The organism is Nocardiopsis terrae (assembly GCF_014651695.1).
Lineage (GTDB): Bacteria > Actinomycetota > Actinomycetes > Streptosporangiales > Streptosporangiaceae > Nocardiopsis > Nocardiopsis terrae.
Genome location: NZ_BMXJ01000004.1, coordinates 455,207 through 468,858, shown reverse-complemented (window position 1 = coordinate 468,858; position 13,652 = coordinate 455,207). Strand labels below are relative to the sequence as shown.

Sequence of the window (13,652 nt, the reverse complement as noted above, 5' to 3'; positions counted from 1 at the left end):
TCCAGGTCCCCCGGGCGCCGGTACTGGCGTCAGGCCTCGGCGCGCAGCTTCTTGAGGGTGGTCACGTCCTCGGCGTGCGGGCCCTCCGGGCCCGGGGTCTCCAGGGTGACGGGGATCCCGGCGGTCACCGGGTGCCGGAACAGCTCCGCGAAGGGCGCGGCGCCGATGTGGCCCTTGCCGATGTTCTCGTGCCGGTCCTTGTTGCTGCCGCACGGAGCCTTGGAGTCGTTGCCGTGGATCAGCTTGAGCCGGTCGGCTCCCACCACCTCGCCGAAGCGGTCCAGGGCCTCGCGCATGCCCCCGACGGTGGAGATGTCGTGCCCGGCCGCGAACAGGTGCGCGGTGTCCAGGCACACGCCCACGTTCGGGTGCCAGTCCAGGGCCTCGAAGTAGGGGACGAGGTCGTCGACGGTGGCGCACAGGACCTGGCCCTGACCGGCCATCGGCTCCAACAGCACCGGGGGGACGTCCTCGCCGAGCCCCTCCAGGAGCGGGAGCAGCCGGGTGCGGACGCGCTCCAGTCCGGCCTCGCGACCACCGGAGACGGCCGAACCGGTGTGCATCACCACGCCCAGGGCGCCGATCTGCGCGCCGCGGCGCAGGGCGTGCTCCAGGGAGACCAGCGACTTGGCGGCGGTCTCCTCGTTGGGGGTGCCGGGGTTGATCAGGTAGGGGGAGTGCACGAACTTCGGCAGGTCGGTGCGCTCACGCATCATCGCGTCCTGCGCCGGGTCACCGTCGTTGGTGGCCCACCCGCGGGGGTTGGACACGAACACCTGGACCGTCTCGGCGCCGATCCTCTCCGCGTAGGCCAGCCCCTTGGTGGCCATACCGCCCGCCACGGGTACGTGTGCTCCGACCGGGGTCCGCTCGGCCGGGGGCCGGGGCCGCTGCTGCTCAGTGTTGTTCATAGCCCACCAACTCTAGGCGCGGGGCCGGGGTGGGTCGGGCGTGCCCCCGGTCACGGGGCGAACGGGCGCCCGCCCGGCCACGGCGCCCGCCCGGGCGCAGCCCGAGGCCCCCGTTCAGGTGCGGTCGCGGAGCTCGCTGAGCAGACCGGGCAGCTCCCACAGCACGGTGACGTGCCCGTGGCCGGGCAGCACGCGCAGCTCCGCCCCGGGCACCAGGTCGGCGGTGTGCCGGGAGTGCGCCATCGGCACGACGGTGTCCTCCGAGCCGTGCACGACCAGGAACGGAGCCTCGGCGGCCGCCGGGTCGAAGGACCAGGGGCGGCCCTGCACCCATGAGTCCTGTGTGTAGCCGCCCACTCCCTGGGCGAAGGCGTCCTTGGCCGCCGCGGCCAGGTGCGGGACGTGCCGTTCGGCGAACAGTTCGCGGTCGGGCTCGGGCCACTCGCCGGGGCGGTCTCCGAGGTTGCGCTCACCCCACTCCAGGGCGGCCTGTTCGTCGGGCAGGCGCATCATGGCCTTCTCGTCCTCGACGTAGCCCTCCCAGGCCGGTTCCCACGAGAAGTCGGTGACCCCGCCCAGGACGGCCGTGCCGCGCACCCGTTCGGGCAGCAGCGCGGCGGTGACCACCCCGTAGGGCCCACCGGAGGAGTGCGCCGCCACCAGGAAGCGGCCCAGGCCGAGGGCGTCGGCGAATCCGGCCATGTCCCCGGCCCAGCCGGTGAGGGTGCGTCCGGGCGCGGGGGAGGAGCCCCCGTACCCGGGACGGTCCGGGGAGATCACCCGTAGCCCCGCCGCCGCGAAGTCCCCGTCCTGGTCGACCAGGTTCCTCCGACTCATCGGCGCGCCGTGGAAGAACAGGACGGGGGTGCCGTCCGGGTCGCCGATGTCGGTGTAGGCGACCTCGCGTCCGTCGAGGACGACCTTCGTGTCCAGCATGTCCCGCACACCCGCTTTCGTGGTCGATGTCTGAACGCTAGGCGGCGTCCGGGCCGCGGGCAAACGGATCGAAGCGGCGGTTCCGGTGCGGAACCCGGGCGGGGCGGCGGTTCAGCCCACCGGCGGGATCGGACGGTTCGAGTGGATCCGACGGTGCGGGTCCATCCGGTCCCGGACCCGCGACAGCCGCCGCAGTGTCGCGGGCTCGTACATGGCGCCCACCTCGTCCGCGCCCACCGGGCCGAAACTCAGGTTGGCCGAACAGCCGAGCGTGTGCTCGCTGAAGAGCCCCGCGACCCCGGCACGCAGCTCGGCCATGGCCGCGGTGTCGACGCCGTCGGCGCCGGCGAAGGTGAGGGTGCTCAGGGCGTGGGCGGCGCCCCGGTGGCCGACCGCGTCGGGGACCCGGGGCGGCCGGGCCATGGCCCCGCCAAGGTGGCGCAGCCAGACCACGCTCATGAACGGGCGTTCGGCGCAGAGCAGCCCCTGGAGCTCGGTCAGGGCCCCGGGCTCCAGGGAGTCCACCAGGATCCCCTCACCGCGGAACCCGGCCCGGTCGTCGTGCTCGTCGAACACGGACCCGGACTCGGCGTAGGGGAGTTCGCGCAGGGTGTCCAGGAGCACCGGGGCGACCGAACGCAGCGGCTCCACCAGGTCGGGCCCCCGCTCCGCAGGGCCGGACCAGGCCAGGGAGACCTGGACGACCAGCCGTCCGCGCATGGGTTCGGGGACCTCCTCCATGTCCGGGTAGACCAGTGCCGACAGCCCGGAGGTCAGCTCCTCGGGGCTCTCCTGCGCCCACCGCCGCCAGCTGTCCAGGGCCCGCGGGGCGTGGGTCGCGTCCAGGTACAGGCTGCCGCCGTACAGGCGCGCCACCGGGAACAGGTCGAGCTCCACCCCGGTGACCAGACCGAAGGAGCCTCCTCCGCCGCGCAGGGCCCAGAACAGGTCCGGGTCGGTGCCCTCGTCCACCCGCAGGGGCTCTCCCCCCGCGGTGACCAGGTCCAGGTTCCGCACGTGGTCGGCGGCGTACCCGTACCGGCGGCCCAGCAGGCTCAGCCCTCCGCCGAGGGTGTACGAGACCGCCCCCACCCCGGGCGCGCTGCCCGAGAGCGGGGCGAGCCCGTGCGGCGCGGCGGCGTCGACCACGTCCTGCCAGGTGGCCCCGGCGCCGATGCGGGCCGTGCGCCGCTCGGGGTCGACCCGGACCCCCGACAGGCGCCGGGTGTCCACCAGGACACCGCCGCGCATCCCGGTCCCGTGGCCGTGCCCGGTGCGCTGCGCGGCCACGGGCAGGCCCAGGTCGGCGGCGACCGCCGCCGCGGCGCGCACGTCCCCGGCGGTGGCGGCCTCCACCACCGCGTCGGGTTCGTGCCGCTCCAGCTGCTGCATCCCCGACCGGCCCCTCTCGTGGCCCCCGCTCCCGGGTGCGTGCACCGGCCCGGACACCCCGGCCCGCAGCGCGTTCAGCACCTCGGTCGTCCTCGTGGTTTCAGTGGTTTCACGTCCGGTCTCACTCATGCGGTCACCGTAGGAACCAATGCGGTCATAACACGGCCGCGATGACTGGCAGCATGGGATCCATGGACCGGGAGAGCACGGGGTCGGCACGGGGCACCCTTCCGCAGCGGCTGCTGCGCCTGCTGTCCCTGCTCCAGGTCCGCCAGGAGTGGAGCGGGGCCGAACTCACCGAGCGGCTCGGTGTCAGCGCCCGCACCCTGCGCCGCGACGTCGAACGCCTGCGCGACCTCGACTACCGGGTGGAGGGCACCCCCGGCGTGGCCGGCGGATACCGGCTGGTGTCCGGACGCGACCTGCCACCGCTGCTGTTGGACGACGAGGAGGCGGTCGCGATCGCCCTCGCCCTGGCCACCGCCACCGGGGTCGAGGAGAGCGCCCTGCGGGCGCTGGCCAAACTCGAACGGGTCCTGCCCGCGCGGCTGCGCCCCGGCCTGGTGGCGGTGGGCAGGGCGGCGTCCGTCGTCCCCCACCCCGACGCCCCGGGGGTGGACCCGACCGTGCTGGGGGTCCTGGCCGCCTGCCGCCACGAACGGGCGGTCACCGACTTCACCTACCGGGACCGGATGGGGAACAGCACCGAACGCCGCGTCGAACCCCACCACCTGGTGTCCCACGGCGGGCACTGGTACCTGCTCGCCCACGACACCGCCCGCGAGGACTGGCGGACCTTCCGGGTGGACCGGTTGAGCGACCCGCGCCCCACCCACGGCCGGTTCCGCCCGCGCGACCTGCCCGCGCCCGACCCCGCGACCTTCCTCACCCGGCTGTTCGCCCGGGGGACGTACCGGTACACGGCCACGGTGACGGTGGAACTGCCCGAGGAACAGGTCCGGGAGCGGCTGTACGGCCCCCTGCCCGGCCGGGTCGAACCCCGGGGCCCCGACCGCTGCGAGGTCCGGATCAGCGCGGACTCCCTGGACCTGGTCTGCCAGTACACGGCGGTGGTGCTGTCCCTGGGCGCGGGGTCCGCACTCGACGCCCCCGCCGAGGTCACCGACCGGCTGAGGCGGGCGGCCGCACTTCCGGGCCGGTGAGGAACCGCCGACACCGGCGTTTTCACGCTCGGGCGGGGAGACCGTTAGTCTCGTGCCCGTGAGCACCTCGACCGCGCAGCCAGTCACCCTGTCCGACGTCACCGCCGCCTTCGAGGAGGTCTATCCGCCGCAGTGGGCGGCCTCCTGGGACGCCGTCGGCCTGGTCTGCGGTGACCCCGCGCAGCCGGTGGGCAGGATCCTGTTCGCGGTCGACCCGGTGGACGCGGTGGTCGACGAGGCCGTGACCTGGGGCGCCGACCTCATCGTCACGCACCACCCGCTGATGCTGCGCGGGGTCACCAGTGTGGCCGCCGACACCCCCAAGGGCCGGATCGTGCACCGCCTGATCCGTTCCGGGGTGGCCCTGTACACCGCGCACACCAACGCCGACACCGCCTCACCCGGGGTGTCCGACGCCCTGGCCCGCGCGGTCGGGATCACCGGGCGGCTGCGCCCGCTGGAGCCCGACACCACCGACCCGGAGGGGCGGCGCGGGATCGGCCGGATCGGTGAGCTCGACCAGCCGCTCGTCCTGCGCGACTTCGCCGAGCAGGTCGCCCGCGGACTGCCCGCCACCGCGGGCGGTGTCCGCGTGGCCGGCGACCTCGACCGCCTCGTCAGTACCGTCGCGGTCTCCGGGGGCGCGGGCGACTCCCTGCTCGGCGCGGCCCGCGCCGCCGGGGTCGACGCCTACGTCACCTCCGACCTGCGCCACCACCCGGCGTCGGAGTTCGTCGAACGGCCGGGCGGCCCCGCACTGATCGACACCGCCCACTTCGCCAGCGAGTGGCCCTGGCTGGCCGACGGCGCCGGACACCTGCGTGACGCGCTCGGGCGCGCGGGCGGCCAGAATGGGGCTAACGTGGAGTTCCGAGTGTCGACCACCGTGACGGACGCCTGGTCACGGACCTTCCAGCACGTGTAGAGCGTGTGCGGGACCCGCTCCAAGAGATCCACCCAGAAGACCACAACTGCACAGGGCGCGGGCGGCCTCCCCGGCCTCCCAACCGCGATTCCCAGGAGACTCCAAGTGAAAGCCGAACCCGCCGCTCAGGCCAGACTTCTCGACCTCCAGGAGCTCGACTCCCAGCTCCACCGTCTGGACCACCGTCTCCGGAGCCTGCCCGAGATCGTCGAGGCGGCCGAGCTCAAGGAGCGCGCCGACGCCCTCGACGCCGAGCTGATCACCGCGCAGACCAGGGTCTCCGACGTCGCACGCCACCAGCGCAAGGCCGAGAGCGACGTCGACCAGGTGCGCACCCGCGCCGAGCGCGACACCAAGCGCCTGGAGTCGGGGCAGATCACCAACGCCAAGGACCTGCAGAACCTGCAGTCGGAGATCGAGTCCCTGGGCCGCCGCCAGGCCGAGCTGGAGGAGGTCGTCCTGGAGGTCATGGAGCAGGCCGAGGCGCTCAACGCCGAGGTCAGCCGTCTGGCCGAGGAGCGTGAGGCCGCGGTGGCCAAGTTCACCGAGGTCACCGCCCGCCGGGACACCGCGGCCGCCGAGATCCAGTGGGACCGCACCCGCCTCACCCAGGACCGGCAGCGGGTCGCCGAGGACATCCCCGCAGACCTGTTGGGGCTGTACGACAAGCTGCGCGCCCAGTACGACGGTGTGGCGGCCGCTCCGCTGCGCTACGGCCGCTGCAACGGCTGCAAGCTGGCACTGAGCACCGTGGAGCTCAACGAGATCCGCGCGACCCCAGCCGACGAGGTCGTGCGCTGCGAGGACTGCCGCCGCATCCTGGTGCGCACCGAGGAGTCGGGGCTGGGCACCCCCGCCGCCGAATGAGCGGGGGGTGGGGCGGGCCGGACACCGAACCGACCCGCCTTGTCCTGCTCAGGCACGGCCAGACCCCGCTGTCCGTGGAACGCCGCTTCGCCGGACGCGGTGACATCCCCCTCACCGACGAGGGCCACGCCCAGGCCGAGGCGGCCGCCCGCCGCCTGGCCGGGTGGGGTATCGGGGCCGTGGTCTCCTCTCCGCTGCTGCGCACCCGGCAGACCGCCGGGTACGCGGCGGACCTGCTGGGTCTTGCGGTGGAGGTGGACGAGGGGTTCGTGGAGACCGACTTCGGGGCCTGGGAGGGGCTGACCTTCGGCGAGGCCCGGGAACAGGACCCCGAGCACGTCAGCCGGTGGCTGGCCGACCCCGAAACGGGTCCGCCCGGCGGTGAGAGCTTCGCCGAGGTGTCCCGCCGGGTCGGCGGGGCCCGGGACGCCCTGCTGGAACGCCACCGGGGCCGCCGGGTCCTGGTGGTCAGCCACGTCACCCCGATCAAGGTGACCGTGCAGCAGGCGATGCTCGCCCCGATCGGAGCGCTGTACCGGATGCACCTGGACACCGCGTGCCTGACCGAGGTGGACTGCTACGCGGACGGACCCCAGGTGGTGCGTTCCCTCAACGACACCGCGCATCTGGATCGGCAGACCTCCCGGGGAGCGGTAGGCTAGGGACAGAGGGGGAGTCGGCCAGACGGTCGCGGCCCCGCGCCCAGCGCGGGTTCGAGGAAAGTCCGGACTCCACAGGGCAGGGTGGTCGGTAACACCGACCCGGGGCGACCCGCGGGACAGTGCCACAGAAAACAGACCGCCACCGCTCGCGGTGGTAAGGGTGAAACGGTGGTGTAAGAGACCACCAGCGGCCGGAGCGATCCGGTCGGCTAGGTAAACCCCACCCGGAGCAAGGTCAAAAAGGGAACCTTCGGGTTCCCGCGCGGATGTTCGAGGGCGGCCCGCCCGAGTCCGCGGGTAGACCGCACCGAGGTCGTCGGCAACGGCGGCCCCAGATGGATGACCGTCCGGTCTTCGGACCGACAGAATCCGGCTTACCGGCCGACTCCCTCCTCTCCCAGGCTTCTGAACTGCACCGTAGCGAGCGAGAACCGGCGGTGTTTGCTCCTCGTTTGCTCCCGCCGTTTAGCGTGCGGAGTGCAGCAGCAAGCCGATCGCCCTGTGCCCCGGTTCTTCGTGCCTGGGGAAACAGGTGCCCGTAGGCGTCGAAGGTCTCTTTGATGGAAGCGTGCCCCAGGTGGCGCTGAATGACCTTCGGGTTCACCCTGGCCGCGATGAGCACCGACGGCTTGGCCACGGCCTCCCACGTGTTGCTGACGATGCCATGACGGTATGAACCTGGTGTGAGCTAGGGGAGTGACCCGGAGGACCTGCGAGTCTTCCGGGTTTCTTCATGCCTGAAGCCGGGTGATGAGAAGTTTCCTTACGTATTCAAGCCCGCACCTGCGGTGCGGGAGGCCCTGGTGGGGTCGGTGGCGTTCAGACTTTAGGCACCTCTCCGGGGCGGGTCCCTCCTGGACCACCACCAGGGGGCCGGAGGGGGGACAACGGGGTGAGGGGGCGAGCCCCCTCCCCATTGGCGGGCCAGCCTAATGGCCCCCTGGCGGCGGTCCAGCCCACCCCGGACAGGACACCGCCCAAAGTCTGATCACCACCTCAGGGGGTGGGGAGGGTGCGGGGGGAAGAGAGTTGGGAGGGGTGGGGGTGGGGCCTGGTTCCTTTGCTGGTTCGACCCGGGCGGGTCGAAGCGCGAAGCGGATGAGGCAGGCCGGGCCGGATGTGCGGGAGCGGAGCGCTCGAATTGGATGCGGGGCCGGCGGGGGTGTTCGGAGATCGAGGGGCCTGAACGGGTGGCGGGGGTGCCGAAGGGGTCGTGGGCATATCGCTACCCGGGGGTCATCCTCAGGGGAGGTCGAGTGCGGGCGTGTTGGTGTACGCGAGCAACCAGAGTGCGCGGAGCGCGGTTGCGGGACACTCCAAGGGTGTCCGGCGGTAGGCGCGCCATCGGGCGCTCCCGCCAGCGTTCCGCACGGGGCGTCCGAGCGCGCCCCGCCGAGCCCAGGAAGACGGGCACGGCGGTTCGTCACAGGGAGTGGGCGAACCAGGGGCATCAACAGTCCAGGGACACAGGGTGTGTGGTGGACCGACAGGACGGCCGAGCCGAGCGTGCGCGGAGACTCCCAGACATCCACGGCCAGGGGCAGCAGCCGTGGGGCGGGAGGCAGCACACGGAAGATGAAGCCTTAGAGGGGCGCAGAAGGCAGAGAAGAATGCGGGAGGCAGAGGTTGAACGATAGGCGAGTTGGCGCACTCAGGTGTGAGGTGCTTGGCACGATCAAGCACCTCCTCTCGGAGGTATCACCGCCTTCGGCTACATAGCACTCATTTGGTCGAATAGAACTCTTATGAGTACTTTCTTCTTTTGTGAACACGTATCACGGCATCCTGTTGTGTCCAGGCGCCCCTCTGGGTATAGGATTCCCGCGTGAATTGGATCGAGTTCTCTTCTTCTGTTATTGGGTATATCATTTCATGGCCAGTCGTGGCATTTCTTGTTGCCATGATATTTCGCGAGCCGATATCAGATCTTATTGCAAACGTGAAAGCCATCAAGAGTCCCATTGGGGACGCTGAGTTTGGTCGTGGGGTCAAGGAGTTGGAGGAGCAGCAGCGAGAGCTCTCATCCTTGCCTCAAGAGAAACATGAGCCAGACGACCCCTTCTCTCCCGCTGACCTCTATGAAGAAGTGGCCCCGATAGCGGAGCACTCTCCTTCGGCGGCGGTAGTTGAATCATGGAGGCGTATTGAGCAGGCCTTGGTAGATTTGTGCAAGGCCAAGGGGGTGGAAGTCGAAAACCCAAGGCGCACTTATGATGTATTGCGCCAGCTCGGTGAAAATAACATATTCACGTATGAGCTTTCCAGGCACTTGGACAGTTTGCGTAGGACGAGAAACAGCATCGCGCATAGCAGTGAGCAGCCCACCACCGGCGAAGCTATGGCCTATGTAGATGTTGCGAGTTCCGCCTATGCAGAAATTAAGAATCTGAGTAGGGACTAAGATGATCTATTTGGGGTCGGCGTAGGGTGCGTGGAGGCGACAAGCAATGAGTGGCCAGAGTCCCAGGTCGCTGACTCATCGGTCTGGAAGCCCGAGGTCGGCCGTTCGCCCGGTCGGCTCCCACGCATGTGGTGAGTTCGTGTTTGCTCTGTGCTTGCTCGGAGATCGGGGAGCCCCGAGGAACAGCGAGAAGCCGCGAGACCTGTCATCGAAGTTGACGCGGCTTCTGTGGGTATCGTCCGAGGTCAGCGGAACGGGTGTGGTGGAATCCGGCTTACCGGCCGACTCCCTCCTCTCTTCCGCCCTTGCTGTCAGCTTTCGTGCCTGGCGGCCGGGTGCGAACTGGGCAGGGCCCCGGCAGTGCCGGTAGGCCGACCGTGGCGCCGTATCAGGACAAATGCCCTCCGGTTCCAAAGCTCCGCGCACCCCTGGCCCCTCACGGGGGCCAGATGTCCGAGGTGTGGCCTACGCTTCCTCCATGGGCTTGTCCGACATCACCCGAACCGCTGTCCTGCAGGCGATCCAGGAGTGCGACACGCTGGGGAGGACTGACTTCCTCCAGCGCTACGGCTTCAAGGAGGCCAGGTCGTACCTGTTGGAGTACGAGGGAAGAACCTACGACTCCAAGGCCGTCGTCGGAGTCGCCCACAAGTTCGTCTCGGGCCGTGCCCTGGAGTCCTCCGAGTTCTCCGGAGGGGAACAGCATGTGGGGCGTCTCCTGCGTGACCTGGATTTCCAGGTCCGATTCCTGCGTGATCCCCCCTGGGAACAGGACGAGATCATCCTCGCCTGTGCCCTGGTGGTGGACAACGGCTGGAAGGAGCTCCGCTCGGGGGATGCGGGAGTGACCGAGCTGTCAGCTCTGCTGCGACGACTCCCGCTGCACCCCGTGAGCGCCAGGTCCGACGCGTTCCGGAGCCCCCACAGCGTCTCGCGCAAGACCACCGACCTGGCTACCAGCCGCCCCGGCTACACGGGCGCGGCGACCAAGGGCGGCAAGCTGGACAAGGAGGTCGTTCGTGCTTTCTGGGAGGAGCCGGAAAGGATGACGGCTGCTGCTGCGCGCATACGTGCGCTGTCCGGGGAGTTCGAGGAGCAGTTGCCGGTAGACGACTCGGTGGAGGGCGAGGAGTTCAGCGCAGTGGAGGGCCGCCTCCTCCTCCGCGCCCACCGGAGCCGCGAGCGCGATCCGAAGCTCCGTCGGGCCAGGATCGACCAGGTGCGAAAAAAGGGTCTGCCGGTCGCCTGTGAGGTCTGTGAGTTCGACTTCGGAAGGTTCTACGGGGAGCGGGGGCAGGGGTACATCGAGTGCCACCACGTCGTCCCCCTGCACCACATCGGAGAGAGCCGGACCCGCCCGGAGGACCTGGCGCTGCTGTGCTCCAACTGCCATCGAATGATCCATCGCAGTAAGGACTGGATCACTCCCGAGGAGCTGAGGGCGGTAGTGGGTCGGCAGCAGAGGTGAGGAACGGTGGTGCCGGAACGGTTTCGGCGGTCCGCGGATACACGGTTACAGCCTGCCGGTGATGGCTACATCCCCTGCGGCACCGGTAGATTGGGCCTGCGCTCCGTACCCCGGTTGCCTCCCGGAGCGCGAACGCCCGCGGGCCGACGTTTCCGGGGTCGGTGGTCCGGCGGGCATCCGCGTTCACGGGAATGGGTGACTCTTGTTCGACTCCACCGGCTTCTGGGTGGTCCTCTTCGGTCTGCCGATCCTGGCGATCGTGGCGATCATCCTGCTCGCCGCCTACCAGGCCTCAGGCGTTCAGCAGGACGGGCGTGACGACGCGCCCGAGGACGACGGCTGATCCCCCGCCGTGCCCTCCCGGGGGTACGGCACCGGTTCGGGCACGTCCTGGACGCCCTGTACGGGGGAGAACTCCCCGGTCTCGGCGTCCAGCAGGTGCACCTTGGCGGTCTCCAGGTCGTAGTACATCCCGGACAGGGTCAGCTCACCCGACTCCACCCGTTCGCGGACGACCGGGTACCCCATGAGGTTGCCGAGCTGCTCGACCACGTTCGCCTGGGCCAGACGGCGCAGGACCTCCGGCCCCGGAAGGCCCGCCAGCGCCCCGGCGTCCGCCCCGGCCCGTCGCAGGCTCCCCTCGCCGTTGGCCAGCCAGCGGCGCAGGTGCGCCGTCTCCGCCTCCTCCGGGCCCTGGTGGGTCTTCTCCGACAGGGCCCGCATGGCACCGCAGTGGGAGTGCCCGCAGACCACGATCGAGGGCACCCGCAGGACGTTCACGGCGTACTCCACCGCCGCACCGGCGGAACCGTCGGTGCTGCCGTGCGGCGGCACCAGGTTGCCCACGTTGCGCAGGGTGAACAGGTCGCCCGGCCCGCTCGCGGTGATCAGGTTCGGCACCACCCGTGAGTCCGCGCAGGTGATGAACAGGGCGGTCGGGCTCTGGCCGTGTGCGAGGCGGCTCATCACCGAACGCATCCGGTCCGCGGTTCCGGCGTGGTATTCGCGGGCCCCGGCGGTGAGCAGCCCCAGCGGGTTCACCTCCGGTGCGTCCCCCGACTCGCGGCGCATCCCCCACGGCGCCCACCAACGGCCCTTGGGGATGGTCTTGGCGGCCGGCGCGGACCTGGTGGAACTGCGCGCGTACCACTTCTCGTGGACCTCGTCGATGTCGACGCTGCCGCCGGTGCGCTCGTGGTCCACCCGCCAGGCGTGGATGGCCTCGAAGGCAGCGTGGTCCATGAAGTCCACGTGCAGGTCCAGGTCGACCGCGGCGCCCGCGGGGACGGTGCGCAGCACGTGCGCGAGCCGGGGGACGCCCAGGAAGGTCAGCGAACCGTGCACGGTGACGTGCACGCGGTCGGCGCGCTCCTCGGTGACCACGGTGAGCTTGGTCAGCCGGCGCAGGGAGACGACCATCGCCAGCGCGAAGCCGAGGAACACCCCCTCCAGCAGCCCGAGGAGCACCACACCGGCCAGGGTCACCAGGTAGACGCTGGCCTCGTGGTGCCGCCGGAGGTCGCGCAGGTGGGCGACGGACACCATCTGGGTACCGATGAACACCAGGAGCGCGGCCAGGGCCGCCATCGGGATCAGTTCGACCACGTGCGCGAACAGGGCGACGAACAGCAGGATCCAGACGCCGTGCAGCACCGTGGAGAGCGGGCTGTGGCCGCCCGCGCGCACGTTGGCGGTGCTGCGCACGATCACACCGGCGACGGGAAGGCCGCCCAGGGCGCCGCTGACGGTGTTGGCCGCGCCCTGGCCGAACAGTTCGCGGTTGAGCATGACCCGGCGGCCGCTGTGCAGGCGGTCCACCGCGATCGCGGCCAGCAGTGACTCGACGCTGGCGACCATGGCCACGGCGGCCACGGACAGGGCGATACCGTGCCACTGACCGGACTCGGGCAGCATCGGTCCGTTCCAGGCCTCGGAGATCGAGGCGGGCAGGGCGACGGTCTCGACCTCCCAGCGTCCCAGGGTGGCGATGACCGTGGCGGTGCCCACCGCGACCAGGGCGGCCGGGATCATCCCGGGGCGGAGCCGACCGATGGCGGGCAGGCGGTTCCAGCCGAACAGGATCGCGATGGTGATGACCCCGACCGCCACCGCGGCGGTGTGGTTGTGTGCGATCTGCTCCGGCAGGTCCGTGATGTTGGCCAGGGCCGAACTCTGCGGTTCCCCGCCCAGGACCACGTGCAGTTGGGCGAGGGCGATGGTGACGCCGACTCCGGCGAGCATGCCGTGGACGACGGCGGGGGAGACGGCCAGGGCGGCCCGCGCGATGCGGAAGGCGCCCAGGGCGAGCTGGACCAGTCCGGCCAGCAGGGTGATCAGGCAGGTGACCCGCCACCCGTAGGTCATGATCAGGTCGGCGACGATGATGGTCAGACCGGCGGCCGGGCCGCTGACCTGCACCATTGACCCGCCGACCAGTCCGGCGACGATGCCGCCGATGACGGCGGCGATGATCCCGGCTATCAGGGGCGCGCCGGAGGCGACGGCGATCCCCAGGGACAGGGGGACGGCGACCAGGAAGACCACGAGGGAGGCGCCGACGTCGGCGGCGACCCCCTTGCGATCCGTGTGGGTCCCGGGCAGCGGGGAGGAGGCGGCGGCCTCCGGCTGCTCGGGTGGTGCTCCCTGGGCGTCGTTGCGCATGGTTGCTCCGTTCGGGTTGGACCAGGCAGGTGTATGCGTAGGCGCACGGGGACAGCGGTGTCCGGGACGGGGCGCGGCTGGACGCGTGACGACAGCGGAACCGCGAAGGGTGCTTTGTCAATCACCGATTGTAGTCAATATGAGTGACCCTGTGTTACGAACTGTTGTGGTTTCGGTAACCATTTTCCCGGCTTCACACGTTCGCGGGGCAGAACGGGACATAAAGAAGCCGAGGCTGCGGGGGTCTCCCGCAGCCTCGGCGGTGT

At 70.6% G+C, this 13,652-nt stretch carries 11 protein-coding genes and 1 other RNA gene; 8 read left to right on the top strand and 4 right to left on the bottom strand.

The features are described from left to right. Positions 1–29: 29 nt before the first annotated feature. From IE195_RS13470 to IE195_RS13460, 3 genes are all read right to left on the bottom strand, one after another. On the bottom strand, positions 30–911 hold the full coding sequence (locus IE195_RS13470; RefSeq protein WP_191271235.1) for a deoxyribonuclease IV: 882 nt from the start codon (positions 909–911) through the stop codon (positions 30–32). 114 nt (positions 912–1,025) lie between these two features. Continuing rightward, complete coding sequence (locus IE195_RS13465) at positions 1,026–1,847, bottom strand: alpha/beta fold hydrolase (RefSeq protein ID WP_191271234.1); 822 nt, start codon at positions 1,845–1,847, stop codon at positions 1,026–1,028. A 111-nt stretch (positions 1,848–1,958) separates the two neighbouring features. Continuing rightward, a complete protein-coding gene (locus IE195_RS13460; protein ID WP_191271233.1) occupies positions 1,959–3,368 on the bottom strand; it encodes an FAD-binding oxidoreductase in 1,410 nt (469 codons plus the stop codon). 41 nt (positions 3,369–3,409) lie between these two features. Between IE195_RS13460 and IE195_RS13455 the strand changes: the two genes are divergently transcribed. The 8 genes from IE195_RS13455 to IE195_RS13420 all read left to right on the top strand — a co-directional run bounded on the left by IE195_RS13455 (position 3,410) and on the right by IE195_RS13420 (position 11,068). Then, the gene (locus tag IE195_RS13455; protein ID WP_225942398.1) at positions 3,410–4,402 is read left to right on the top strand and encodes a helix-turn-helix transcriptional regulator; all 993 of its coding nucleotides are present in this window, start codon (positions 3,410–3,412) and stop codon (positions 4,400–4,402) included. A 52-nt stretch (positions 4,403–4,454) separates the two neighbouring features. Then, entirely contained in the window at positions 4,455–5,327 is an 873-nt protein-coding gene (locus tag IE195_RS13450) for a Nif3-like dinuclear metal center hexameric protein (RefSeq protein ID WP_191271231.1), read from the top strand. Between the two features lie 105 nt (positions 5,328–5,432). Then, positions 5,433–6,194, top strand: a complete 762-nt coding sequence (locus IE195_RS13445) for a zinc ribbon domain-containing protein (protein WP_191271229.1) — start codon at positions 5,433–5,435, stop codon at positions 6,192–6,194. Then, positions 6,191–6,856 carry a histidine phosphatase family protein gene (locus IE195_RS13440; protein ID WP_191271227.1) on the top strand — a complete coding sequence of 222 codons (666 nt, stop codon included), beginning with the start codon at positions 6,191–6,193 and terminating at the stop codon, positions 6,854–6,856. Before IE195_RS13445 ends, IE195_RS13440 begins: the two co-directional genes overlap by 4 nt. Before the next feature lie 10 nt (positions 6,857–6,866). After that, an RNA gene (rnpB, locus tag IE195_RS13435) (RNase P RNA component class A) lies at positions 6,867–7,249 on the top strand. Between the two features lie 1,432 nt (positions 7,250–8,681). Further along, complete coding sequence (locus tag IE195_RS13430) at positions 8,682–9,257, top strand: DUF4145 domain-containing protein (protein WP_191271225.1); 576 nt, start codon at positions 8,682–8,684, stop codon at positions 9,255–9,257. Positions 9,258–9,735: 478 nt separating this feature from the next. Then, a complete protein-coding gene (locus tag IE195_RS13425; RefSeq protein ID WP_191271222.1) occupies positions 9,736–10,725 on the top strand; it encodes an HNH endonuclease in 990 nt (329 codons plus the stop codon). A gap of 202 nt (positions 10,726–10,927) precedes the next feature. After that, positions 10,928–11,068, top strand: coding sequence for a hypothetical protein (locus IE195_RS13420; protein ID WP_191271220.1), 141 nt, complete (start codon positions 10,928–10,930; stop codon positions 11,066–11,068). Here the strand turns inward: IE195_RS13420 and IE195_RS13415 are convergent. After that, entirely contained in the window at positions 11,026–13,386 is a 2,361-nt protein-coding gene (locus tag IE195_RS13415; protein ID WP_191271218.1) for a SulP family inorganic anion transporter, read from the bottom strand. The genes IE195_RS13420 and IE195_RS13415 overlap by 43 nt on opposite strands. Positions 13,387–13,652: the final 266 nt, after the last annotated feature.